The organism is Mycobacterium sp., from assembly GCF_008709575.1.
Classification (GTDB): domain Bacteria; phylum Actinomycetota; class Actinomycetes; order Mycobacteriales; family Mycobacteriaceae; genus Mycobacterium.
This window is the reverse complement of sequence record NZ_VYIK01000049.1, coordinates 5851-30516: the sequence shown is the minus strand read 5'-3', so window position 1 is coordinate 30516 and position 24666 is coordinate 5851. Positions and strand designations below refer to the sequence as shown.

General features: G+C 67.5%; 22 protein-coding genes and 1 pseudogene. 17 read left to right on the top strand and 6 right to left on the bottom strand.

Translation table 11 applies throughout. The features are described from left to right. Nucleotides 1–312 (top strand): annotated as a pseudogene (locus F6Q13_RS12325) (hypothetical protein); the annotation flags it as partial. Between the two features lie 172 nt (nt 313–484). Here the strand turns inward: F6Q13_RS12325 and F6Q13_RS12320 are convergent. Together F6Q13_RS12320 and F6Q13_RS12315 are read right to left on the bottom strand one after the other, a co-directional pair. Continuing rightward, a complete protein-coding gene (locus F6Q13_RS12320) occupies nt 485–2797 on the bottom strand; it encodes a cellulase family glycosylhydrolase (protein ID WP_293056719.1) in 2313 nt (770 codons plus the stop codon). A 153-nt stretch (nt 2798–2950) separates the two neighbouring features. Next, nucleotides 2951–4414, bottom strand: coding sequence for a PE-PPE domain-containing protein (locus tag F6Q13_RS12315; RefSeq protein ID WP_293056718.1), 1464 nt, complete (start codon nt 4412–4414; stop codon nt 2951–2953). 148 nt (nt 4415–4562) lie between these two features. Here F6Q13_RS12315 and F6Q13_RS12310 point away from each other — a divergent pair, with 148 nt between their 5' ends. From F6Q13_RS12310 to F6Q13_RS12285, 6 genes are all read left to right on the top strand, one after another. Next, nucleotides 4563–5753 carry a lipid-transfer protein gene (locus F6Q13_RS12310; RefSeq protein ID WP_293056717.1) on the top strand — a complete coding sequence of 397 codons (1191 nt, stop codon included), beginning with the start codon at nt 4563–4565 and terminating at the stop codon, nt 5751–5753. A gap of 21 nt (nt 5754–5774) precedes the next feature. Further along, nucleotides 5775–6215, top strand: a complete 441-nt coding sequence (locus F6Q13_RS12305; protein WP_293056716.1) for an SRPBCC family protein — start codon at nt 5775–5777, stop codon at nt 6213–6215. Between the two features lie 4 nt (nt 6216–6219). Next, a complete protein-coding gene (locus F6Q13_RS12300) occupies nt 6220–7089 on the top strand; it encodes a MaoC/PaaZ C-terminal domain-containing protein (protein ID WP_293056715.1) in 870 nt (289 codons plus the stop codon). Between the two features lie 12 nt (nt 7090–7101). Beyond that, nucleotides 7102–7971: an SDR family oxidoreductase gene (locus F6Q13_RS12295; protein ID WP_293056714.1), complete on the top strand. Its 870-nt coding sequence runs from the start codon at nt 7102–7104 to the stop codon at nt 7969–7971. A 13-nt stretch (nt 7972–7984) separates the two neighbouring features. Further along, entirely contained in the window at nt 7985–9220 is a 1236-nt protein-coding gene (locus F6Q13_RS12290; protein ID WP_293056713.1) for an acyl-CoA dehydrogenase family protein, read from the top strand. A gap of 110 nt (nt 9221–9330) precedes the next feature. Beyond that, the gene (locus F6Q13_RS12285; protein ID WP_293056712.1) at nt 9331–9651 is read left to right on the top strand and encodes a hypothetical protein; all 321 of its coding nucleotides are present in this window, start codon (nt 9331–9333) and stop codon (nt 9649–9651) included. A gap of 24 nt (nt 9652–9675) precedes the next feature. On the opposite strand, the gene mntR is transcribed toward F6Q13_RS12285, so the two are convergent. Next, a complete protein-coding gene (gene mntR / locus F6Q13_RS12280; protein ID WP_293056711.1) occupies nt 9676–10377 on the bottom strand; it encodes a manganese-binding transcriptional regulator MntR in 702 nt (233 codons plus the stop codon). Between the two features lie 131 nt (nt 10378–10508). Between mntR and F6Q13_RS12275 the strand changes: the two genes are divergently transcribed. From F6Q13_RS12275 to F6Q13_RS12250, 6 genes are all read left to right on the top strand, one after another. Next, nucleotides 10509–11483, top strand: a complete 975-nt coding sequence (locus F6Q13_RS12275) for a bifunctional riboflavin kinase/FAD synthetase (RefSeq protein ID WP_293056710.1) — start codon at nt 10509–10511, stop codon at nt 11481–11483. A gap of 144 nt (nt 11484–11627) precedes the next feature. Then, nucleotides 11628–11897: a 30S ribosomal protein S15 gene (rpsO, locus tag F6Q13_RS12270; protein ID WP_293056709.1), complete on the top strand. Its 270-nt coding sequence runs from the start codon at nt 11628–11630 to the stop codon at nt 11895–11897. A 37-nt stretch (nt 11898–11934) separates the two neighbouring features. Beyond that, a complete protein-coding gene (locus F6Q13_RS12265) occupies nt 11935–12444 on the top strand; it encodes a hypothetical protein (RefSeq protein ID WP_293056721.1) in 510 nt (169 codons plus the stop codon). Between the two features lie 358 nt (nt 12445–12802). Continuing rightward, on the top strand, nt 12803–15088 hold the full coding sequence (locus tag F6Q13_RS12260) for a polyribonucleotide nucleotidyltransferase (RefSeq protein ID WP_293056707.1): 2286 nt from the start codon (nt 12803–12805) through the stop codon (nt 15086–15088). Then, nucleotides 15066–16436 carry a pitrilysin family protein gene (locus F6Q13_RS12255; RefSeq protein WP_293056706.1) on the top strand — a complete coding sequence of 457 codons (1371 nt, stop codon included), beginning with the start codon at nt 15066–15068 and terminating at the stop codon, nt 16434–16436. The genes F6Q13_RS12260 and F6Q13_RS12255 overlap by 23 nt, the downstream gene beginning before the upstream one ends. Before the next feature lie 4 nt (nt 16437–16440). Next, nucleotides 16441–17460 (top strand): nitronate monooxygenase, encoded by a 1020-nt coding sequence (locus F6Q13_RS12250; RefSeq protein WP_293056705.1) that lies wholly within the window; start codon nt 16441–16443, stop codon nt 17458–17460. 4 nt (nt 17461–17464) lie between these two features. On the opposite strand, the gene ald is transcribed toward F6Q13_RS12250, so the two are convergent. The 3 genes from ald to egtA form a co-directional block, all read right to left on the bottom strand. Next, nucleotides 17465–18580, bottom strand: coding sequence for an alanine dehydrogenase (gene ald, locus F6Q13_RS12245; protein ID WP_293056704.1), 1116 nt, complete (start codon nt 18578–18580; stop codon nt 17465–17467). Between the two features lie 49 nt (nt 18581–18629). Next, complete coding sequence (locus F6Q13_RS12240) at nt 18630–20048, bottom strand: sugar porter family MFS transporter (protein ID WP_293056703.1); 1419 nt, start codon at nt 20046–20048, stop codon at nt 18630–18632. A gap of 72 nt (nt 20049–20120) precedes the next feature. Next, nucleotides 20121–21401 carry an ergothioneine biosynthesis glutamate--cysteine ligase EgtA gene (gene egtA, locus F6Q13_RS12235; protein ID WP_293056702.1) on the bottom strand — a complete coding sequence of 427 codons (1281 nt, stop codon included), beginning with the start codon at nt 21399–21401 and terminating at the stop codon, nt 20121–20123. A 137-nt stretch (nt 21402–21538) separates the two neighbouring features. Here egtA and dapB point away from each other — a divergent pair, with 137 nt between their 5' ends. The 4 genes from dapB to F6Q13_RS12215 form a co-directional block, all read left to right on the top strand. Next, entirely contained in the window at nt 21539–22276 is a 738-nt protein-coding gene (dapB, locus tag F6Q13_RS12230) for a 4-hydroxy-tetrahydrodipicolinate reductase (protein ID WP_293056701.1), read from the top strand. After that, a complete protein-coding gene (locus tag F6Q13_RS12225) occupies nt 22273–22722 on the top strand; it encodes a hypothetical protein (protein ID WP_293056698.1) in 450 nt (149 codons plus the stop codon). Before dapB ends, F6Q13_RS12225 begins: the two co-directional genes overlap by 4 nt. After that, nucleotides 22719–23174, top strand: coding sequence for a flavodoxin family protein (locus F6Q13_RS12220; RefSeq protein ID WP_293056696.1), 456 nt, complete (start codon nt 22719–22721; stop codon nt 23172–23174). Before F6Q13_RS12225 ends, F6Q13_RS12220 begins: the two co-directional genes overlap by 4 nt. Before the next feature lie 72 nt (nt 23175–23246). After that, the coding region (locus F6Q13_RS12215; RefSeq protein ID WP_293056720.1) for a class I adenylate-forming enzyme family protein at nt 23247–24666 on the top strand (1420 nt) is incomplete at its 3' end.

Here is a 24666-nt window from a genome sequence, read left to right as displayed (position 1 = left end):
CTGGCGCAGCAGATCCAGCGGGTGGAACCGGTGGTGAACAGTACATTGGTCGCCGCTATCGCCCAGTTGCTGCCAGAGCATCCTGCGCAGAAAGAACTCCGCAACGCCGTCTATACCGCAATGGACGCGCTGCGCGGCATCCTCGTCGCGAGCTTCGTCGATCAAGATGCTGCCCGGGCCCGGCGGCGCTGGGAGCGCGCCGGCAGGCACTTGCGCGCGATCCTGTGCGGCATGCTGCCGCCAGCCGGCCCCGGATCAGAGGACAGACACAAAGCCGGCGAGGCCGTCCTGCACCACCAGCACGGGAAGTAGACCGCTGCCGAGACGTGCTATCCGTTGACCGTCAGCATCCCCGTCGCGATCACCCTGTCGAGTAACTCCCAGCGATTCCTGCCGAAAGTGAATCCATTGCGAGATTCGTCGCGGTTCTTCGCAAGAGCTTCACTCTCGGCGCGGGCGGCTGTTTCGCAGGCAGGGTGGCGGGTCAGGCTGCGGGGCTCACGGTGACGCTGACGGTGGTTGCGCCGTCGGAGGCGACGACCAATTCGGGAGCGTCGGGGGCCGAGACGACCTGCCCGCCGGTGACGCTCACCTGGTAGCCGTTGGGAAACTCGACGGCCGGCACCGAGATGGTGGTCTGCGAGCCGGCGGGGAAGCTGCCCAGACCGTCGACCTTGGCGGTGGAGTAGCTGAACGTGAATGTGCCGTTGTCGAACGACCAGGTACCCGGGGTCCCGGAAACCACCTGGGGATAGGGCTCGGCGAGGGTCTCCAGGGTTGCGGTGTTGACATTGGCGCCCGTCGGGGGCAACTCGGGGTTGTAGACCAGCGACTCCGAACTCGGCGGCGACGCGGTGGTGGTGATGTCGCCCTTGCCGGAGAAGGCCCACTCCGCCCAATTGATCAGGTGCTGGTTGGCCGCCTGCATCGAGGCGATGATCTCCGCCTGATCGCTGGTGGCTCCGAACTCGGTCATGAACGCCGGGATTCCCTGCGCCCGCGCGTATGCCAGGGCATTGTCCAGGATTCCGGGAACGCTCGGCACGCAGCCCACCACCGGCAGGTCGAAGTCGCAGTAGTCGTGGAACGAGAAGACCGTCTTCGGGAAGTCGACCGTGCCCAGGTGGGTGGGCACCCCGACGTCGAAGAGCAGGCTCGGCTCGTAGAACACCGTGGTGCTCGGATCGACGGCCTCGATCGCCGAGGCGACCTGGTTGTAGAACGGGGTCAGTTGCTGAGCGTCGAAGAACGGGCTACCCAGCAGGGCCGGCAGCAGCTGGTTGCCCAGGCCCGGTTCGTTCATCAGCTCCAGGCCGATTACGTCGGGGTTGCCCTTGAAGTCGGCCGCGACGTACTCCACCATCTGCGCGTAGTCATTCTCCAGCCCCGCTCCATTCGGTGCGGTGGCGTTGGACCAGAACGCGTCCCAGGCGTGGTTCCCGGCGGGGTTGACGAAGTCGTTGAGCGGGAAGGGCAGCTCGGGGTTGGGCAGCCCACCGGTCTGTACCGCCCACGGCGGCGCACCTTCGCCGCCGAACACGCTGCTGTAAGCATCCTGATGGAAGTCGAGTATCACGTAGATGCCGTGGTTTTCCAGGGTCTGCACGGTCTGCTCGATCGAGGCCACGTAGGCGGCGTTGAATACGCCGGGTTCGGGCTCCACCCCGGCCCACAGGACGCCCAGCCGCACTACGTTGAAGCCGTTGGCGGCCAAAAACGCCGCGTCGGCATTGCCGAATCCGCTTGCCGCGGGCTCGTACGGCGCCAGCTTGTACGCCTCGTTGAGCCCGTGCATGATGACGACCTGCCCGGCGCTGTTGGTTAGCCAGGGCCCGGTGGTCGAGATGGGCAGCACCGCGTCGGTGCCGCCGGAGTCGCCGCCCGGGGCGGCGACGCTGAGCGTGCCGAAATCACCGACCGCGCCGTGAGTGCCGAACAGCCCGGCGTTGCCGCCGGCACCGCCGAGGGCGGGCAACTCGCCGGCGGCGCCACCGTCGCCGGCGTTGCCGCCGTCGCCGCCGCTGCCCAGCACTGCCGCGCCGTTACCGCCGTCACCGCCATCACCACCGACAGCGGTAGCGCCGCCCTCGCCGCCGTTGCCGCCGGCTCCGCCCATCCCGAACAGCCAGCCGGGCCCGTCACCACCCGCACCGCCGGCCCCGCCGCCGGCAGCGTCGGCGCCGCCGTTACCGCCGGCCCCGCCGATACCCATCAACCAGCCACCGGAACCACCGGCGCCGCCGGCGGCCCCGGCGCCACCGTCACCGCCGGCCCCCCCGGTGCCGAACAGGCCGGCAGCTCCGCCGGCACCACCGGCCACACCGGTCTCGGTGCTGTTCCAGCCCGGCCCGCCGTCGCCGAAGAGCCACCCGCCGGCACCGCCGGTGGGATCGGCCTGGGTCCCGGCGGTGCCGTTGCCGATCGCATAGGAGCCCAACACGGTGTTGATGAAGCCGTCGACCTGGTGACCGACCGCGCTGTTGATCCAGTCCTCGGCATCGGTGTGCAGCGGGGTGTAGACGGACTGCTGGACCGCCACGGTCAGGTTTGCAGCCGAGAAGGCCGGTTGAGCGGCGCTGCCGCCGGCACCGTCGCTGAGAATGCTCGCGACGGCGGCATCCCAGGTGGCCGGGTTCAGAACGGCGTCCCCGTTGACGGTGTTGGTGGCCGCATCCATCACCGGTGCCAGGATCTGGTCGATCACGGTGTCGAGAACGTCGGCCCGCGCCGACGGCACCGCCGCCGGCGGCGTCATCCCCACACCGAGAAGCGCTCCGGCAGCGACGCCGAGCCCCACGATGTGACGGCGCCGACGCGCCCGAGACCGACGACCCTTGTTGCTGCGGTGATGCGGCGGCACCTGACGGACCCTTCCCCGGACGGCGAGGCGCTTAAAACCTTAATCTATTTCCGAGGAATTTTTAATGTGCAGGCGACCCGCGGCGCGCAGTTACGGGATCAGGCCGGTCAGGTCGCTCATGATCGTGGTCACCGCGTCGGTGATCATGATGAACTCGAGGCCGCCGAGCAGCGTGAGCAGTGCGGTGTTGGCCGCGATCGGGTCACCGACCGCGTTGACCAGCCCCTCGAGGTTGCCGCCGGCCGCTTGGCCGATGCCGTCCAGGAACAGGTTCAGATCATAGGACGGCAAGGTGGTGACGGCGGCATTGAGAATGTCCGCTGTCGGCAGCAGCACCGCGTAGGCGGTGGAGGTCACACTGCTCAGCGTGTTGACGATGTCGGTGTTGGCCGCCTGCAGGTCCTCGATGACGGTCTCGATCGGGGACGCCGAGGACAGCACGGCCGAGAGGTCCGACCCTAACGCGGTGAGCGGGTTGGCGGCCAGCAGATTCGGCACCGACAGTCCCGACGAATCCGGCGACGGATCCGACAGCGCAGCCACGAAGTCGTGGATTCCCTGCTGGGTTCCCGACACCAGCAGGCCGGGCACCTTCTCCAGGTCCGCAAGGCTGGGAAACAGCCCGAACGGGGTGGCGACATTCGCCGGACCCTGGCTCCAGCCGTACTCGGGATCCCCGTAGCCCAGGTTGACCAACACCTTTAGGTCCGGCTGCAGCAGGTCGGCCAGCGGGGTGCCCACCACCGGAATGGCCCGCAGCGGATCCAGCAGCGGCAGATCCTGGGTCGGGATCATGAAGTAGTGGGTCAGGGTGGGCCCTTGCGTCGGCAATTCGATAGCCGTCGCGACCTCCGCAGAGGTCAGATCCGGGTAGGTGCCGTGCACATAGAGGATCCCGGCGAAGGCGTTGAGGTCGGCCAGCAGGTCGATCGTGTACCTGGGGAAATCGGCGGCGCCGTCGTACTCCAGCGTGTAGATGTCGGTCGGGTAGAGATCGTCCGGGGTCGCACCGTAGAACGTCAGGCCCAGGCTCGGCACGGTCACCGGGGCAAAGCGCTCCCACAGGCCGCCGTCGGGATTCATCGGATCGCCGATCATCACGAAGCTCACATCGGCGCTGGGGACGTCGTTGGCCGCCAGCTGCGACATTTCCAGCGAGGCGATCAACGCGCTCTGGGACAGGCCGAATGCGACGACGTGGTTTCCTTCGGCGATTTGCTGGGAGATCGTGTTGTCGAGGATCGTGACCCCCTGGGCCACCGACGTGTCGATGGGCAGCTGTTTGACGCCGACCTCCCCGTAAAACCCCTCGGGCGTGAACAGCGCCTGCGGAACGGCCTCAGGGTAATTGGGCGCGATGTAGAGACGGTCGACGGCGTCGACGTAGCTTGCCGGAGGTATCGGATCGCCGCTGCCGCCCATGACCAACGCGACCTCTGCCGGACCGGCGGCGCCGTCATCGGCGTGCGCGAGCGCCGCGTTGATCGTCAGGGTCAACAGAGCGGTGCCGGCGGTTGCCATCAGTCCCGGGCGCAGCCGAGACGGGGGTTTCATCGCTGGTCACCTCCGGCACGACGACGGCGCGCAAAGCACCCCGCCTCGCGAAGAATCTATCACAGCATTCTCAGGTTTACAAGATACAATCTGGTGTGTATGTTTTGTTGGGCCCGTTACCTGCTGAACCCACCAAGGGAGTACTGCTGTGTCACCCAAGGTCTACGTCGTCGGTGTCGGCATGACGAAGTTCGAGAAGCCGGGGCGCCGGGAGAACTGGGATTACCCGGACATGGCCAGGGAATCGGGAACGGCAGCGCTGCAGGACGCGGGCCTGGACTACCGCGAGGTCGAGCAGGGTTACGTGGGGTACGTCTACGGTGAGTCGACGTCGGGTCAGCGAGCCCTCTACGAGCTGGGTATGACCGGGATCCCGATCGTCAACGTCAACAACAACTGTTCGACGGGGTCTACGGCCCTCTACCTTGCCGCCCAGGCCATTCGCGGCGGGTTAGCGGACTGCACCATCGCGCTGGGATTCGAGAAGATGAAGCCGGGGTCGCTCGGGGCCAGCTACGACGACCGCGCCCAGCCGATGGAAAAGCACATCATGGCGATGGCCGAGATCTCCGAGGTACTGTTCCCGCCGGCGCCGTGGATGTTCGGTGCGGCGGGTCGTGAGCACATGAAGCAATACGGCAGCACTGCAGAGCATTTCGCAAAGATCGGCTACAAAAACCACCAGCATTCGGTTAACAACCCCTACGCGCAGTTCCAAGAGTCCTACACGCTCGATGACATCCTGTCCTCCCGGATGATCTACGACCCGCTGACAAAACTGCAGTGTTCACCGACCTCCGACGGTTCCGGTGCGGCAATCCTGGCCAGCGAAAAGTTCGTCGAAAAGCACGATCTGGCCGGGCAGGCGGTGGAGATCGTCGGGCAGGCCATGACCACCGACTTCGCTGACAGTTTCGACGGAACCTGCAAGGCGCTCATCGGATACCACATGAATGTCCAAGCTGCCCAACGCGTCTACCAACAGACCGGTCTCGGGCCCGAGGATTTCCAGGTGATCGAGTGCCACGACTGCTTCTCGGCCAACGAGCTGTTGCTCTACGAGGCGCTGGGTCTGTGCGGCGAGGGCGAAGCGGCCACGCTGATCGACAACGGCGACACCACCTACGGCGGACGTTGGGTGGTCAACCCGTCCGGCGGATTGATCTCCAAGGGACACCCGTTGGGGGCCACCGGGTTAGCGCAGTGCACCGAGCTGACCTGGCAGCTGCGCGGCACCGCCGGCAAGCGGCAAGTCGCCGACGTGACCGCCGCATTGCAACACAACATCGGACTCGGCGGCGCGGCCGTCGTCACTGCCTACCAGCGAGCCGAACGCTGAACCGGAACGGAGGCAACCCCTGTGGGACACATCGAAGCAACCCGAGAACTAGCGGCCGCCCCGGAAGCGCTGTGGGAGACCGTCTGCGATCTGGCGAACTGGGACAAGTGGTTCACGATACACGAAAAGTGGCTGGCGGCGCCGCCTACGACTCTCACCGAAGGCGCCAAGCTCACCGCCAAGATCGTCATGCTGGGGATGGCAAACAAGATCGAGTGGACGCTGGAATCGGTGGACGCGCCGCGCACCCTGGTGCTGTCGGGCACCGGGATGGCCGGCGTCCAGGCGCAGTTCACTTTCACCATCGAGCCGGCGGCACGCGGCTCCACATTCAGCGTCTGCGGTGACTTCCAGGGCGCACTCATCAAGGGTGCACTGGGCAAAGCAGTGGAAAAGGACGGTGTCCGGCAACTCGACAAAACGCTCGAGCAGCTCGACGCGCTGGCCTCGGCGTCGGCCTGACACTATGTCGACGGCCGAAGAAATTCAGTTCGACGACAGCGGCCTGCACCGCTGGACCGATGACCAGCGCTTCGAGGTGAGCCGGGAACGGTTGGCCTCGTACGCGGCGGCCACCAATGACCCCATCGAGGCGCACCGCAGAGGGGACGTTGCAGCGCCGGTGTTCGCGATCGTCCCCGTATTCGAGGCGCTGCTTGCGCCGGCCGTCGACGTGATGCCGGTCGAAGTGATCCCGCGAATCGTTCATGGGGAGCAGGACTTCCACTTCCACAGGACGATCAGACCGGGCGACAAGCTCGTCTCGCGAGGCCAGATGATCGGCTACCAGGGGCTGGAAAAGGGAACGCGGGCCGCGATCTTGCTGGAGTGTCGCACCGAGGACGGCGAGCTGGTCAATGAGCAGTACGTCACCGCTTTCGTGCGAGGCATCAACGTCGGCAAGGCCGTCGGCGAATTGAGCCCTGATCACACGTTCGACGACACGCTGCGCGAGAATCCGCCGACGGCCGAGGTCGTCGCAAACATCGACGCCGACCAGACGTTCCGCTACGCGCCGGCAGCCGGTGATCCGATGCCGATCCATCTCGACGAGGAGGTGGCCAAAGGTGCTGGCTTCCCAGGGATCATTGCGCATGGATTGTGCACGATGGCGTTCACGTCATGGGCGGTGCTCACCCAACTTGCTGACTCGGATGTCAACCGGCTCAGGCGGTTCGCGGTGCGTTTCGCCAAACCCGTGCTGCCGGGCGACGACATCAAGACCCGTATCTGGTTGAAAGACAAAGCCAACGGAATCAGCAGCTACGCCTTTGAGACAGCACGTGGTGAGGAATTGGTCATCACCGACGGGCTGGCGCTGGTCGACGACCGATAAGGAGCCGCACAGATGGGTGCTTTAGACGGCAGGGTCGCGGTGATCACCGGCGCGGGCCGGGGCATCGGGCGCGAGCATGCGCTGCTGTTCGCCCGGGAAGGGGCCAAGGTCCTCGTCAACGATCTCGGCAGCGACAACGCGGGCCGAGGCTTCGACAGCGGCCCGGCACAACAAGTGGTCGACGAAATCACCTCGGCGGGTGGGACAGCCGTCGCAAACACCGACGACATCGCCAGTTGGAGTGGTGCGGAAAGTGCGGTGCGGCAAGCCATCGACGAGTACGGCCGACTCGACGTGTTGGTCAACAACGCCGGTATTCTGCGGGACTCGTTCATCGCAGGCATGGAGGAATCCCAATGGGATGCCGTGATCGCCGTGCATCTGAAGGGCCATTTCGCGATGTTGCGCCACGCCGCGGCTTACTGGAAGGCGCAGTCGAAGAACGGCGAACAGCCCAACGCGGCGGTGATCAACACGGCGTCAGGCTCCGGGGTGACACTGCCTAACCCCGGTCAGGCCAACTATGGTTCGGCTAAAGCGGGCATCGCGGCGTTGACCCTGATCGCTGCCGAGGAATTAGAGCGGTACGGTGTGCGGGTCAACGCGATTGCCCCGATCGCCCGTACCCGGCTCACGCTGGCGACCCCGGGCATGGGCGCGCTGATGGCGCAACCGGAAGACGGCGAACCGGATCTGTTCAGTCCGGCGAACATCTCGCCGCTGGTGGCCTATCTGGCGTCAGAGAAATGCCCGGTTACCGGACGGGTGTATTCGGTCCAGGGCGGGGCGATCTCGCTGCTGGCCGGCTGGCACGCCGCGGATACCATCGAGACTGACGGGCCTTGGCTGATCGACGATATCGCGGCCCGGCTGCCGCACTGACCGGGAGTAGCTGATGTTCGAATGGTCTGACACTGATCTGATCGTGCGGGACGCGGCGCGCGAGTTCATCGCCAAAGAGATCTGCCCGCACATCGACGCGCTGGAAACCGGCGAGATGTCGCCCTATCCGATCGCGCGCAAGCTTTTTTCCCAGTTCGGCCTGGACGTGATGGCCGCCGAGGCGGTCAAGACGATGCTGGATCGAGAACGCAGCAATCAAGCCGGCGCGCAACAGCGCCCCCCGGGCGGGCTGGGCAAGTTGGGTGAGCAAGCGTCGATGGCCGCGGTGCTGGTGTCCGAACTTGCCGGCGTCAGCATCGGATTGCTCTCCACGATCGCCGTCAGTCTCGGTTTGGGGGCGGCGACGATCATGAGCCGCGGCACGCTGGCCCAGAAGGAACGCTGGCTGCCCGAGCTGATGACCCTGGACAAGATCGCGGCCTGGGCGATCACCGAACCCGACTCCGGCTCCGATGCGTTCGGCGGCATGAAGACCTACGTCAGACGCGACGGCGACGACTACATCCTCAACGGCCAGAAGACGTTCATTACCAACGGGCCCTACGCTGACGTCCTGGTCGTCTACGCCAAGCTCGACGACGGCTCGGTGGACCCGCGCAGCCGCCCGGTGCTTGCCTTCGTGCTCGATTCGGGCATGCCGGGGCTCATCCAGGGCAAGCCGTTCAAGAAGATGGGCATGATGTCCTCGCCGACGGGCGAATTGTTCTTCGACAATGTGCGACTGGGCCGTGACCGGCTGCTCGGAGAAACCGAGCAGCACAGCGCCGGCGACGGACGGGACAGCGCTCGTGCGAATTTCGCCGCCGAGCGGCTGGGAGTCGCACTAATGGCGTTGGGTATCATCAACGAATGCCATCGGCGCTGTGTCGATTACGCGAAAAGCCGCACCCTCTGGGGGCAAAACATCGGACAGTTCCAGCTCATCCAGCTTAAGTTGGCCAAGATGGAAATCGCCAGGATCAACGTGCAAAACATGGTGTTCGCGACCCTGGAAAAGCTGCAAGCCGGAAAGGTGCCCTCGCTGGCCGAGGCCTCGGCGATCAAGCTGTACTCGTCGGAGGCCGCCACCGACGTCGCGATGGAAGCCGTGCAACTGTTCGGCGGCAACGGCTACATGGCCGAGTACCGGGTCGAGCAATTGGCCCGCGACGCCAAGTCGTTGATGATTTATGCCGGCAGTAACGAGGTCCAGGTGACCCACATCGCCAGGGGCCTGCTCAGCAGATGATCACGGGGACCCGGCTACGCGCAACGGCGCGCGCTGCCCGGCGGCCGTCGCTAGCCGTGGCGGACACGCTGACCTACAGTGCGATAGCACGGTCGGTCCTGACCGTTGGCATGACGGCGGCATTGTCCAACCCGCCGCTGATCCAACGGATGCGGCCGGCCGCCGACTGGGCCATCACGCGCACCACTGCGGTGGTTCCCGGCACCCGGGTCGATACGATTGTCGGGTCGCCGAGCGGTGAGTGGGTGCGGGCGCCGGGAGCCGCGGACGGCGCCGGAGTCGTGCTGGTGTTGCACGGTAGCGGCTACCTTATTTGTTCGGCACGCACCCACGGCTATTGGCTTTGGCCGCGCGACCACGGACGGACCAGTTTGCAGACTGCCGGGCAGTTTCTGCGCACCGTCGTCACCCAAGCCGACCCTGCGTCGTGAGCGTGCCGCACCCGCCGCCCGAACTCAGCCGACCACCCAAATTGCGCGGGCCGCAGGGCTGCCCAACTCGACGGTGACCGGCGCGGGGGCGACCGAGGCACCCGATTCGATGGCCACCGAGATCATCCCGGCGAATTCACGCCGGGTCAGCACCCGCAGCCGCGAATCCAGCGTGATGCCGATGGCGTCGAAGTAACGCAGCATTTCCGAGTCGGCATCGGAGATCCGGGCCACCGTCGCGGTCTCGCCGTCGCGGCAGTCCCACAGTTGGCGCGCAGGCGGGCTCGGCACATGTCCGTCGGCGGCCGGGATCGGGTCGCCGTGGGGGTCGCGTCGCGGGAACCCCAGCTTGGCATCGATACGGTCTACCAACCGCTCGGACACCGCGTGCTCGAGCACCTCGGCCTCCTCGTGCACCTCATCCCAGCTGTAACCGAGCTCGCTGACCAGGAAGGTCTCCAGCAACCGGTGCCGGCGCACCATCGCCAGCGCCGCACGGCGCCCGACATCGGTCAACGCGACCGCGCCGTATTTCTCATGGTCGACCAGACCCTGCTCGGCGAGTTTACGGATGGACTCCGAGGCGGTGCTGGCCGACACCCCGAGCTTTTCGGCCAGCATCTTGGTGCTGATCTTGTCCCGCGACCATTCCTGAGCGTTCCAGATCACCTTGAGGTAGTCCTGGGCGACCGGGGTGAGCTCGCCGGTCTCGTCGTCGGAGAGCACATCGGCAAGTTTAGGCCCGTCGATGAGCGGTGCGGCTACGTGGTCCCGACCGCAAACCCGTCAATGCTCGGCATGACCTCTGCGTGACCTCGTCATGACCCCAGCGCGGCCTGCGCCGTAGGCTTGCGGGTGTGCAGCGTTGGCGGGGGCAAGACGAGATACCCACCGATTGGGGCCGGTGTGTGCTCACCATCGGGGTGTTCGACGGCGTGCACCGGGGACATGCCGAGCTGATTGCGCAGGCGGTGAAATCTGCCCGCGCGCGGGGGGTGCCGACAGTGCTGATGACTTTCGACCCGCATCCGATGGAAGTCGTCTATCCCGGTAGCCATCCCGCGCAGTTGACGACGCTGGCCCGCCGCGCCGAGCTGGTGGAGGAACTCGGTATCGACGTGTTTCTGGTGATGCCGTTCACCGCCGATTTCATGAAGCTGACCCCGGAACGCTATATCCACGAATTGCTCGTCGAGCACCTGCACGTGGTCGAAGTGGTGGTGGGCGAGAACTTCACCTTCGGCAAGAAGGCCGTCGGCACCGTCGACACCCTGCGGCGGGCCGGCGAGCGGTTCGGGTTCGCGGTGCAATCGATGTCGTTGGTTTCTGAACATCACGACAGCGAGACCGTGACGTTTTCGTCGACATACATCCGGTCCTGTGTGGACGCCGGTGACGTGGTGGCCGCCGCCGCGGCGCTGGGCCGGCCGCACCGGGTTGAAGGGGTGGTGGTCCGCGGCGACGGTCGGGGGATGACGTTGGGCTTTCCCACCGCCAACGTGGCACCGCCGATGTACTCCGCGATCCCGGCCGACGGGGTCTACGCCGCCTGGTTCACCGTGCTGGGGCACGGACCGGTGACCGGCTCCGTCATACCGGGTGAGCGTTACCGGGCCGCAGTGTCGGTGGGCACCAACCCGACCTTCTCCGGGCGCACCCGCACTGTCGAGGCGTTCCTCCTCGACACCGGCGCTGATCTCTACGGGCAATACGTGGCGCTGGACTTCGTGGCGCGGATCCGCGGACAGGAGAAATTCGACTCGGTCGACGATCTGGTCGCCGAGATGACCAGGGACACCGAGCGGGCACGCACCCTGCTGACCGCCCGCTGAGCCGCGGGTCGCCCGGCGCGCTGCTAGAATTTGGTCGCGGTGCGTGCTGCAGTTCGTGGCGGGCGCACCTGGTTCGGGTGGCGAGCGCGGTCGCAGCGTACCGCCACGCGGCAAACCCTGGACCGCGGACCGAGGAGATATCGCGTGGCGCTGACAGCCGAGCAGAAAAAGGAAATCCTGGGCTCTTACGGCCTGCACGAAACCGACACCGGGTCCCCCGAAGCACAGGTTGCGCTGCTGACCAAACGCATCGCCGACCTGACCGAGCACTTGAAGGTGCACAAGCACGACCACCACTCCCGACGGGGTCTGCTGCTGTTGGTGGGGCGCCGTCGCCGGCTGCTCAAGTATGTGGCCCAGGTCGATGTGGAGCGGTACCGTTCCCTCATCGAGCGGCTTGGCCTGCGTCGTTGAACCCTACCTCCGCTATGTCGTTGAACCGACCGTGCTGATGCGTCCTTGGCATGCGGCCGCGCTCGCGGCCGTCGCAGTCATCGGGGGCGGCTGCTCACCACCGGTGGCCGACGCCGCCGACCTCAAGGTGGGGGATTGCCTGCGGCTGGGCGGCACCTCCGACCGCCCGGAGGCTACCAAAGCTCCGTGCGGCAGTCGCGCATCGAACTTCCGGGTCGTTGCCACCGTCAAGGGGCAGGCCGACCGGGAGCAGTGCCCGGCCGACGTGGATTACACCTACTCGATGCGCAACGGGTTCACCGACGCCAGCAACACCGTCTGCCTCGACATCGACTGGGTGGTCGGGGGCTGCATGAACGTCGACCCGCACAACACCACCGACCCGGTTCGGGTCGACTGCAACGACCGATCGGCACCGCACCGCCAGCGGGCCATCCAGATACTGCGCAACCTCTCAGACCCGGTCGGAGTCGACCAATGCGCCAGCGGCATGGGCTACGCGTACGCCCAGCGGCGCTTCGCGGTCTGCGTCGAAGACTTAGGCTAACACTGCCTAAAGCGGCCTGAAGCTGGCCTGAACCGGCCGTTGGGCGCTGAACCGGCAGGTCGACGTGTAGAGTAAGGGCGTTCCGGGTCGGATCGGCCCCGAACAGGTGCGGGGTGCGCGGTCCGCGCGCGCCGTCCCAGCGCGTCACAACGAACCACAAAAAAGGAAGATTTAGCCTGCATCGGGGCCTGCATCGGGCGGTCTTCGGTAGTGGCTGCCGGACTTGCCGATAAAGGCATGCCGGCCGCTTCGATCGACGGCCGTAGCCGCATCCAGGCGCTCGTTGCCAGCAGGCTTCCGGGTTGTGGGTGATCACGCGAAACAGCCGAATATACCCAGAGAGGCCGCACGGACACCCATGTCTGTAGCTGAAATTGAAGAAGGCGTGTTCGAGTCGACCGCCGTGATCGACAACGGGAGTTTCGGAACCCGAACCATCCGATTCGAGACCGGCCGGCTGGCCCAGCAGGCCGCCGGCGCCGTCGTCGCCTATCTTGACGACGAGAACATGCTGCTGTCGGCCACCACGGTCGGCAAGAACCCCAAGGATCAGTTCGACTTCTTCCCGCTGACCGTCGACGTCGAGGAACGCATGTATGCCGCGGGCCGCATCCCCGGCTCGTTCTTCCGCCGTGAGGGCCGGCCCTCTACCGACGCGATCCTGACCTGCCGGCTCATCGACCGGCCGCTGCGCCCGTCGTTCGTCGAGGGTCTGCGCAACGAAATCCAGATCGTGGTGACGATCCTGAGCCTGGACCCCAACGACCTCTACGACGTGCTGGCGATCAACGCCGCCTCGGCCTCCACCCAGTTGGCCGGGCTGCCTTTCTCGGGCCCGATCGGCGGGGTGCGGGTGGCGCTCATCGACGGCACCTGGGTGGCGTTTCCGACGGTCGAGCAGCTTGACCGCGCGGTGTTCGACATGGTCGTCGCCGGGCGGGTCATCGACGGCTCCGGCGAATCCGACGTGGCGATCATGATGGTCGAAGCCGAGGCCACCGAGAACGTCATCGATCTCGTCGAGCGCGGTGCGCCGGCGCCGAACGAATCCGTCGTGGCCCAGGGCCTGGACGCCGCCAAACCGTTCATCGCCGTGTTGTGCGCCGCCCAGCAGGAACTGGCCGACGCGACCGGCGCATCGGGCAAACCGCCGACCGAGTACCCGTTGTTCCCCGACTACGGCGACGACGTGTACGCCGCGGTGTCGTCGGTCGCCACCGACGAGCTGGCGGCCGCGCTGACCATCGCCGACAAGACCGAGCGCAACAACCGCACCGACGAGATCAGGGCCGAGGTACTCGAGCGGCTCGCCCAGACCGCTGGAAGCTTTGCCGGCCGGGAGAAGGAGGTCGGTGCGGCGTTGCGCGCGCTCACCAAAAAGCTGGTCCGTCAGCGCATCCTGACCGACCACTTCCGGATTGACGGCCGCGGCATCACCGATATCCGTGCGTTGAGCGCCGAGGTCGCGGTGGTGCCGCGGGCGCACGGCAGTGCGCTCTTCGAGCGGGGCGAGACCCAGATCCTCGGGGTGACCACGCTGGACATGGTCAAGATGGCTCAGCAGATCGATTCGCTGGGGCCCGAAACCACCAAGCGCTACATGCACCACTACAACTTCCCGCCGTTCTCCACCGGCGAGACCGGCCGCGTCGGCTCACCCAAGCGGCGCGAGATCGGGCACGGAGCGCTCGCCGAGCGGGCGCTGGTCCCCGTGCTGCCCGCCGTCGAGGAATTTCCGTACGCGATCCGGCAGGTATCCGAGGCACTGAGCTCCAACGGGTCCACGTCGATGGGGTCGGTGTGCGCCTCCACCTTGGCGTTGCTCAACGCCGGAGTGCCGTTGAAGGCTCCGGTCGCCGGCATCGCGATGGGCCTGGTCTCCGATGACGTCGAGCTGCCCGACGGCCGCACCGAACGACGATTCGTCACCTTGACCGACATTCTGGGTGCCGAAGACGCCTTCGGCGACATGGACTTCAAGGTCGCCGGCACCAAGGACTTCGTCACCGCGCTGCAGCTGGACACCAAGCTCAACGGCATCCCGTCCCAGGTGCTCGCCGATGCGCTGGCGCAGGCCCGCGACGCCCGGCTGACCATCCTGGCGGTGATGGCCGAGGCGATCGATCGGCCCGACGAGATGAGTCCGTATGCGCCGCGGGTTACCACGATCAGGGTTCCGGTGGACAAGATCGGTGAAGTCATCGGTCCCAAGGGCAAGATCATCAACGCGATCACCGAGGAGACCGGCGCGCAGATCTCTATCGAGGACGACGGCACCGTGTTCGTCGGTGCCACCGACGGCCGGTCGGCGCAGGCCGCGATCGACCGGATCCTGGCGATCGCCGACCCGCAGCTGCCCAAAGTTGGCGAACGGTTCCTCGGAACGGTGGTCAAGACAACGGATTTCGGAGCGTTTGTTTCCCTGCTGCCCGGACGCGACGGGCTGGTGCACATCTCCAAGCTGGGTAAGGGCAAGCGCATTGCGCGGGTCGAGGATGTCCTCACTGTAGGGGACAAGCTGCGGGTGGAGATTGCCGACATCGACAAACGCGGCAAGATCTCGTTGCTGCCGTTAGACGACGAAGCCGCGGCCGGCGAACCCGCCGGTGCCGCGCCCGCCGATGCCGCGACGGCCGGCAGTTAAACCGGCCGCGCTGCGAGAACGCCGGGGCAGCGCGGAGCCCGACAGTCGACAAAATCCTCCGGAATCGCCCACGGTTCGCCGCACCACACTGCCCGGAGGGCTGCGGGTGGTCACCGAATTCCTGCCCGGTGTGCGGTCGGCGTCGGTCGGGGTCTGGGTGAACGTCGGGTCGCGCGACGAGGGTGCCAGCGTGGCCGGGGCGGCACACTTTCTGGAGCATCTGCTGTTCAAATCCACCCCGACCCGCACCGCGGTGGACATCGCGCAGGCGGTCGATGCCATCGGTGGTGAGCTCAACGCCTTCACCGCCAAAGAACACACCTGTTACTACGCGCACGTGCTCGATAGCGACCTCGAGGTGGCCGTCGATCTGGTCGCCGATGTGGTGCTCAACGGGTGTTGCGAACGCCGCGACGTCGAGTTGGAACGCGACGTGGTCCTCGAGGAGATCGCGATGCGCGACGACGATCCCGAGGACGCACTGGGCGACCTATTCCTGACGGCACTGTTCGGCGACCACCCGATCGGCCGCCCGGTGATCGGCAGTGTGCAGTCGGTGTCGGCGATGACGCGTGCCCAGCTGCACTCCTTTCACGTGCGGCGCTACACCCCCGAGCGGATGGTCGTCGCGGTGGCCGGCAACGTCGACCACGACGAGGTGGTGACGCTGGTGCGCGAGCACTTCGGGCCGCGGTTGGTCCGCGGACGACAGCCACTGCCGCCGCGTAAAGGGACCGGGCGGATCGCCGGCCGGCCCCGGCTCACGGTGGCCAGCCGGGATGTCGAGCGGACCCACATCTGCCTGGGTGTGCAAACGCCGGGCCGGCACTGGCGCCATCGCTGGGCGCTCTCCGTGCTGCAGACCGTGCTCGGTGGTGGCCTGAGTTCCCTGTTATTCCAAGAGGTTCGAGAGGCACGCGGGCTGGCCTACTCGGTCTACTCGTCGCTGGACATGTTCGCCGACAGCGGTGCACTCTCGGTGTATGCCGCCTGTCTGCCCGAGCGGTTCGGAGAGATGCTGCGGGTGACCACCGACGTTCTCGAAGCGGTAACCCGGGACGGCATCACCGACACGCAGTGCCGAATCGCCAAGGGTTCGCTGCGCGGGGGGCTGGTGCTCGGCCTGGAGGATTCCGGCTCGCGGATGAACCGCATCGGCCGCAGCGAGCTGGATTACGGCCGGCACCGCAGCATCGATCACACCCTGCAACAACTCGACGAGGTCACCGTCGATGAGGTCAACGCCGTGGCCCGCCGACTGTTGCGCAAACCCTACGGGGTCGCGGTCGTCGGCCCGGACGATTCGAAACGGTCTCTGCGCCGGGAACTTTGCAGGTTAGTAAAATAGCGCCATGGTCTTGGGCTTCTGGGATCTCGACGTGCCCGTGGTCGGTGCGCCGATGGCCGGTGGCCCGGGAACTCCGGCACTGGCGGCGGCGGTCAGCAACGCGGGCGGCATGGGATTCGTCGCGGGGGGGTACCTGAGCCCGGAGCAGTTCGCCGACGACATCACCGCCGCGCGCGCCGCGACGACCGGTCCGATCGGGGTGAACCTTTTCGTGCCGCAGCCCAGCCCCGTCGACGTCATCGCACTGGACTACTACGCAGAGCAACTCGACGAGGTCGCCGAGCATTACAACGTGGAGGTCGGTCAGCCGCGGTTCGGTGACGACGACGACTGGCAGCGCAAGCTTGAGGTGGTGGCCGATCTGCGGCCCGAAGTGGTGTCGTTCACGTTCGGGGCGCCGCCGCCGGATGTGCTGCGGTGGTTCGGCGCACTGGGCATGTTGTTGTTCGTCACCGTGACCTCGGCGTACGAGGCTGCGGTGGCGGTCGGCGCGGGCGCCGACGGCCTGGTGGTGCAGGGGCCCGCGGCCGGCGGCCATCGCGGCACCTTCGCGCCGGACATGTGCCCGGTCAACGAGTCGCTGGGTGACCTCCTGGACCGCATCGGCGCGGCGCACCGTGTCCCGCTCATTGCCGCGGGCGGGCTGAGCACCGCCGCCGACGTCGCCGCGGTGTTGCGTCGTGGGGCGGTGGCCGCCCAGGTCGGCACCGCGCTGCTGCTGGCCGACGAAGCCGGCACCAACGCCGCCTACCGGGCGGCGCTGCAGAATCCGCACTTCACCAACACCATCGTGACGCGCGCATTCTCGGGGCGTTACGCCCGCGGTCTGGAGAACGACTTCACCCGGTTGCTCGATCCCGTGGCGCCGGTGGGCTACCCGGAGATCAACCACATGACCTCGCCGATCCGGCGGGCGGCGGCCGAGGTGGAGGACCCGCACGGATTGAACCTGTGGGCCGGGACCGGATTCGCCTCGGCCCGGACCGGGCCGGCCGCCGATATCGTGGCGTCGCTCGCCGAGTGAGCGCTCAATCCCACACGTCGGCCGGGTCGGTGTACGGCAGGCCCAGGTCGTCGGCGACCCGCTTCGACAGCAATTTGCCGTCATGGGTTGAAAGACCTTTGGCCAGTGCCGGATCCGCCTGGCACGCCCGTCGCCAGCCGTGCTCGGCGATCGCGAGGACGTACGGCAGCGTGGCGTTGGTCAACGCGGACGTCGACGTTATCGGCACCGAGCCGGGCATGTTCGTCACGCAGTAGAACAGCGTGTCATAAACGGCGAACGTGGGGTTGTCGTGCGTGGTGGGCCGCGAGTCCTCGAAGCAGCCACCCTGATCGATCGCGATGTCCACCAGGACTGTGCCCGGCTTCATCTGCGCCACCAGAGAATTCGACACCAGCTTGGGTGTCTTGCCGCCCGGTACCAATACCGCTCCAATGACCAGGTCGGCAGCCGTCAGGGCATCCTCGAGTCCGTAGGCGGTCGAATAGCGGGTTCGCACGCGTCCGGCGAACTCGGCGTCGAGCCGGCGTAATTTGTCGATGTTGATGTCGAGCACCGTGACGGCGGCGCCCATGCCGTGGGCGACCCGGGCGGCGTTGTAGCCCGCGGTGCCGCCGCCGATCACCACGACATCAGCCGGGTCGACACCGGGTACCCCGCCCATCAGCACGCCGCGGCCGCCGTGGGTCCGTTTGAGGTGATAGGCGCCGACCTGCGCGGAGAGCCGTCCGGCGACCTCGCTCATCGGGGCCAGCAGCGGCAGGGCGCCGTCGCTGGTCTGCACGGTTTCGTAGGCGATCGACGTCGTGCCCGATGCCAACAGTGCCTCGGCGCAGGACCGGGACGCGGCCAGGTGCAGGAAGGTGAACAACACCTGTCCGGCCCGCATGTTCGGGTACTCGGCGGGCGTCGGCTCCTTCACCTTGAGCACCAGGTCGGCCTCGGCCCAGACCTGTTCGCCGGTGTCGACCAGCTGCGCGCCCGCGGTTTTGAAATCACTGTCGCTGATCGCCGAGCCGGCACCGGCACCGGCCTGGACGAGCACACTGTGGCCGCGGCGGGTGAGTTCCGCGGTGCCGGCCGGGGTGATCGCCACCCGGAACTCGTTGTTCTTGGTCTCGGTCGGGATCCCCACGCGCATGCCTCAATTGTGGAGAAACCCCGGTAATCCCGCAGTGCAGCGGTGATGGTCAACCGGTGAGGGCGACGCGGTGAGGCGCCTCGGCGACCCGGACCCGGTCGTCGGGGCCGCCCGCCGCCCAGACGTGCCGGATGCGCTCGAGTTGGCTGCCCTTGGTCTCGGGGGCGTAGCGGTGCACGTAGACGAAGCCGATCTGGGCGAGCACGCCCAAGACAGTGAACGTCGCAACGCCACCCAGTGAGCTCAGCAGCGTCAGGAAGAAGGCGGCGACGATCGCGTTGGCCACCAGGTTCGATGTGTGCATGGCTGCCGATCCGATGGATCGCAGCCGCGCAGGCAAGCTTTCGCCGGCATACACGCACGCCAGTGGGCCGAAACCGACGTTGAACCCGCACACGAACAGCAGCACGCCGAACACCCCGAACGCAGCCGGCCATCCGCCGCCGGAGTTCCCGCCATGGGCGAAGGAGACGACCAGCGCGAGGTTGGCGACAACCATGGTGGCGATCCCGGACAACAGAACGGGCCGGCGACCCAGCCGATCGACGAGCACCAGTGACACCAGCACCGCGGCCAGGGCAAACACCTGGACCAGCGCCGGCAGCACCAGCAAGGAGAAATTGCCGCGCAGCCCCATCGACCCAAGCAGCAACGGGCCGTAGGAAATGATCGCGTTGATGCCGGTGATCTGGACCAGAAAACCCAGCACGACCACGAACACGGTTGCCCGCCGATAGGGTCGGCGCATCATCTCGGCGACCGCGCTCACGCCGGTGCGCTCCTCATCGAGGGCTTTGCGGATCCCGGCCAGTTCGTCGTCGACGTCCGCGTGCCCGCGCTGCAATGCCTGCCGCGCCTCGCCGACCCGACCCTTGAGCAGGTACCAGCGTGCGGTGTCGCCGACCCGCCGCAGCAGCACCCACACCACCACGGCCGGCACGGCGGCCAGCCCGAGCACCCAGCGCCAGCTCTGCGGGCCGCCCAGCAGGTAGGCGGTGAGGTAGCCCACGATCATCCCGATCACGTTGGTCGCCTGGTAGCTGACCAGCAGGCCGCCCCGCACCCGGGCCGGCGCCGACTCGGCCACGAACACCGGAACGACGACGTAGGACACGCCGATGGCCACACCGGCCGACAACCGGGCCAGCACCAGCACCGACAGCGACCCCGAGGTCGCGCCCAGCACGGCAAACACCGCGTAGGACGCCGCGACGAGCATGAGCGACTTTCTCCGTCCGATCGCATTGGCCAGCGCACCGGCGCTCAGCGCGCCGGCGATGTCGCCGACGGCCAGCGCGGTCGTCACCAACTCCTGGTCAGGCGCGGTCAGGCCGAATGCATCGGTGATGAACAGCAACGCGCCGCCGATACTGGCGACGTCGTAGCCGGAGATCAGCCCGATGCTCGCGGCGGTCAGGCCCACCAGCAGGCCGCGGTGCGACCGGCTCCGTTGCCCGGTGCGACTCACGGGGAAACCCCGGGGCGGGGCCGGCTGATCGTAGGACGTCAGGGTCATCGGGATCGGTGGGTCGGCGGGTGGTCAGCCGGCCAGCGTGGTCGCGTGCGCCAGCCGGGTGACGGTGGTGGCGATGCCGTGCTCGATGACGTGGTCGGCGAACTCGTCGGCGGGGCAGCGGCCGTGTTCGACGGCGTCGATCAGCCGGGTCATGGCGTCGTGCAGCGGGGCGGGGGCGTAGTCGGCGGCGATGGCCAGGCAGCGGTTGGCGGCGGCGTAGAGCCGGCGGTCGGCCAGTCCGACGCGGGCGGCGGTGTCCCAGGCGTCGGTCACCGGGGCGACTGCCTCGGCGGCCAGCGCGGCGGCGCCGGGATGATCGAGGAGGGTCACCAGGGTGAACACCAGCGCGGGCCAGAGGTCGTCGGGCACGGCGTCGAGGTAGCGGATCTCCAGCCACCCGCGCGGGCGGACCGGGGGGAACAGCGTGGTCAGGTGATAGTCCACGTCGGCGGTGCGGGGTGCGCGTCCCCCCAACCGGACGCACCCGTCGGCCCAGCCGGCGAACGACACGTAGTCGGTGACCGCCACCGGGTCAGGGGAATGCACCAGCATCACCGGCGCCAGAAGCGCATAGCGTGCCCAGTCGGCGCCCGGGTCCGCTCTGCCGGCGGTCAGCACCGGACCGCACCGCGCCGAGTCCAGCCGGCTCCACACCCGTTGCCGGGTGGACAACCAGCCGGAAAACTGCCCACCCAGCAACGGCGAGTGCGCGGCGATCGCCACCATGGTGGGACCCAGCGCGTGAGCCAGCCGTACCCGCGCAGCCCACCCGGCAGGGGGTCCGGCGTCGACATTGACCTGCACCGAGGCCGTCGAGGTCATCATCGCCGCGCCGGCCGCACCCGTGTGGCTCGCGATGAAAAACTGCTCCATGGCCGCATACCGCGCCCCGGGATTGATCCGCCGTGTCGGCCGCAGCGGATCGGTGCCGGTCAGCACCAGGCCCAAGCCGGCGCGGCGAAACTCCTCGTGCAGTACCGCCCGGTCGGCTCGCATCGCCTCGATCGCAGCCAGCGCCCCGGCCGCCGGAGGCCCGGACAACTCCACCGCTCCGCCGGGCTCCACACTGACCACCCCGCCGCCGGGCAACGCCGGCAGTGCCTCGACCACGCGCATGATCGCGTCCCACTCCGGCCGCCGCCCCAACGCGGCGAGGTCAAAACAATGCGCTTCAAGTTCCAACCCGACTCGCCCGACCGGACCGTCGCTCAGACACGACTCGGCGATATAGCGCGCCACCTCGGCCGAACCCGCAAACTCCCCCGTGATCAGGTCACACCGATTGGGTTGCGTCGCACAGTCCATACCGTGGGTTCCCTCCCGGCCCGGGCGCGGTGCCGCGGGCTACCGGGTATTCGTCGCCGTTCCCGTTGCGGTCGGGTCGGCGACTCTGCGTCTATCGTCGGCGCAGGTGAGCAAGCTGGCGCACTACGCTGCTAGGCATGCGGGTAGGCGTGCTGGGCGCGAAAGGGAAAGTGGGCGCGACGATGGTGGCGGCGGTCCGAGCCGCCGAGGACCTCACCCTGTCGGCCGAGGTCGACGCCGGCGATGCGTTGAGCCTGCTGACCGACAGCCAGACCGAAGTCGTCATCGACTTCACTCACCCCGACGTCGTGATGGACAACCTGAAGTTCGTGATCGACAACGGAATTCACGCCGTCGTGGGAACCACCGGCTTCACCGAGCAACGGCTGGAACAAGTGCGGTCGTGGCTGGCCGCCAAGCCCGGCACCGCCGCGATCATCGCGCCGAACTTCGCGATCGGCGCGGTGCTGTGCATGCGCTTCGCCCAGCAGGCCGCGCCGTTCTACGAGTCGGCGGAGATCGTCGAACTGCATCACCCGCTCAAGGCCGACGCCCCGTCGGGCACCGCGGTGCGTACGGCCGCGTTGATGGCCGAGGCCCGCAAAGACCTGCCGGCCAACCCCGATGCCACGACCAGCAGCTTGCCGGGCGCCCGCGGCGCCGACGTCGACGGGATTCCGGTGCACTCGGTGCGCTTGGCCGGGCTCCTCGCCCACCAGGAGGTGCTGTTGGGCGCCGCGGGGGAAACCCTGACCATCCGCCACGACAGCACCGACCGCGCATCGTTCGTGCCCGGCGTGCTGCTGGCGGTGCGGCACGTCCGCGACCGCCCGGGCCTCACGGTGGGCATCGACTCGCTACTTAACCTGCCATGAGCCTGCGCATCGGGCTGTCCATCGCGGTCATGTGCCTGGCGCTGCTGGTGTACGTGGTCTTGCTCGGCCGGTCGGCGGTGCTGTTGATCACCCATGGGCACGGTGTGGCGGTCGGGCTGGGAGCGGCATTGTTGGTGTTGCCGGCGATCGGGTTGTGGGCGCTGGTCGCCACGCTGCGCACCGGTGTGGCGCATCAGAAGCTGGCCCGGTTGATCGGCGAAGACGGCATGGAGCTCGACGTCTCCGCGCTGCCGAGGCGCCCGTCCGGGCGCATCGACCGGGCCGCGGCCGACGCCCTGTTCGACACGGTGCGCGCCGAGCTGCGCGGCGACCCTGGTGACTGGCGGCGCTGGTACCGGCTGGCCCGCGCCTACGACTACGCCGGGGACCGGGTCCGGGCCCGGGACGCCATGAAGAAAGCGGTCGAACTGCAGAGCCGGCGATGAGCAAGACTCTGCTGGTGGTGCACCACACCCCGTCGCCGGCCACCCGTGAGTTGCTGGAAGCGGTGCTCGCCGGGGCTCACCACCCCGAGATCAGCGGCGTCGAGGTGGTCGTGCGGCCCGCGCTGGCGGCGACCGTGAGCGACATGCTCGATGCCGACGGTTACCTGTTCGGCACGCCCGCCAACCTCGGGTACATGTCGGGGGCGCTCAAGCATTTTTTCGACACCATTTATTACCCGAGCCTGGATCACGTAGCGGGCCGGCCCTACGGTCTATGGGTGCACGGAAACAACGACACGGTCGGCGCAGTGGCCTCGGTGGACAAGGTGGCCACCGGCCTGTCGTTGGCCAAAGCCGCTGATGTGCTGGACGTCGTCGGCGCCATCGACGCGCAGGTGCGCGAGCGGGCCTACGAGCTGGGCGGCACCCTGGCCGCCACGCTGATGGAGTAAGGAGCACGACATGACACACGCCGACCACGCCGCGCAGCGAAGCGATGGCAAGGAGCGGCGCCAGTGACTGCTGTGACCCCGATTGCCCGCGATGCCAATCCGTTCCCAACCGCAGGTGTGTCTCGTGACCGCGACGGCGTCCGGCACTACGACGCGTTGCCGGCCACGCTGCTCGAGATGCTCGAGGCGCGCGTCGCATCCCGGCCCGCCGAGGAGGCCGTCGTCGAACTCGGTGGCACTCGTCTGACCTATCACCAACTCTGGGATGCGGCGGCGCGGGTGGCCGGCGGGCTACGGGCCGGTGGTCTGAAACGCGGTGAGCGGGTGGCGTTGCGCTACCCCGCAGGAATCAACTGGGTACTGGCCTTTTGGGGCACGATCATGGCCGGCGGAGTGGCCGTGCCGGTGAACACCCGGTCGGCCGAGCCGGAGATCGCGTTCATACTGTCCGACGCGGGTGCTCGGGTGGACCTGGCGTCCGACACGCCATTGCCCGACGACAAGCCCTATGTGGTCGACGACCTCGACCGGGCTGACATCGCCGCGCTGTTCTACACCTCGGGCACCACCGGAGCGCCCAAGGGAGTGCCGACCACCCACGAGGCGTTTTTGACCAACGCCGAAAACATGCTGCGCTGTCTGGGACCCGAGCGTGACGCCGAACTGCGCACGCTGATCTCGGTGCCGTTGTTCCATGTGACCGGCTGCAACTCCCAGTTGTTGACGGCGGCTTACAGTGGCGGCGCCGCGGTGCTCATGCCGGCGCTCGACGTGGCCCAGCTCGCCGCGACGTTGCCGGCCGAGGAGATCTCATTCCTGGTCACCGTTCCCGCGGTCTACGCACTGTTGTTGCGGCACAAAGACTTCCGGCGAATCGACGTTTCCAGTGTCCGCTGGGTCGGCTACGGGGGCGCGCCGATCGCACCGGCGTTGGTGACCGCGGTGAAGGAGGCATTCGGCCACGCCCGGGTGTTCAACGGCTACGGGATGACCGAAACCGCCTCGCTGATGACCGTGCTGCCCGACGAAGACGCGGTGGACCACGCGGACTCGGTCGGTTATGCGGTGCCTTCAGTGGATCTCGGTGTACTCGCCTACGGCGACGACCCGTATGTGGGCGAGTTGGTGGTCCGAGGGGCGAATGTCACCGCGGGCTACTGGAACCGGGCAGAGGCCACCGCCGCCACGATCATCGACGGCTGGCTGCACACCGGCGACGTGGTGCGGGTCGACGCAGCGGGCCGGGTGCACATCGTCGACCGGCTCAAGGACATCATCAACCGCGGCGGAGAGAACATCTCCAGCGTCGAGGTCGAGGCGGTGCTGCTGGCAGCCCCCGGGGTCACCGATGCCTGCGTGCTCGCGGTACCCGACGAGGTCATGGGCGAAAAGGTCGGTGCTGTGCTGGTCGGCGAGGACATCGACGTCGCGGCGGTGCTCGATCACTGCCGGGAACAGCTGGCCGATTTCAAGATCCCGCAATACGTCACTG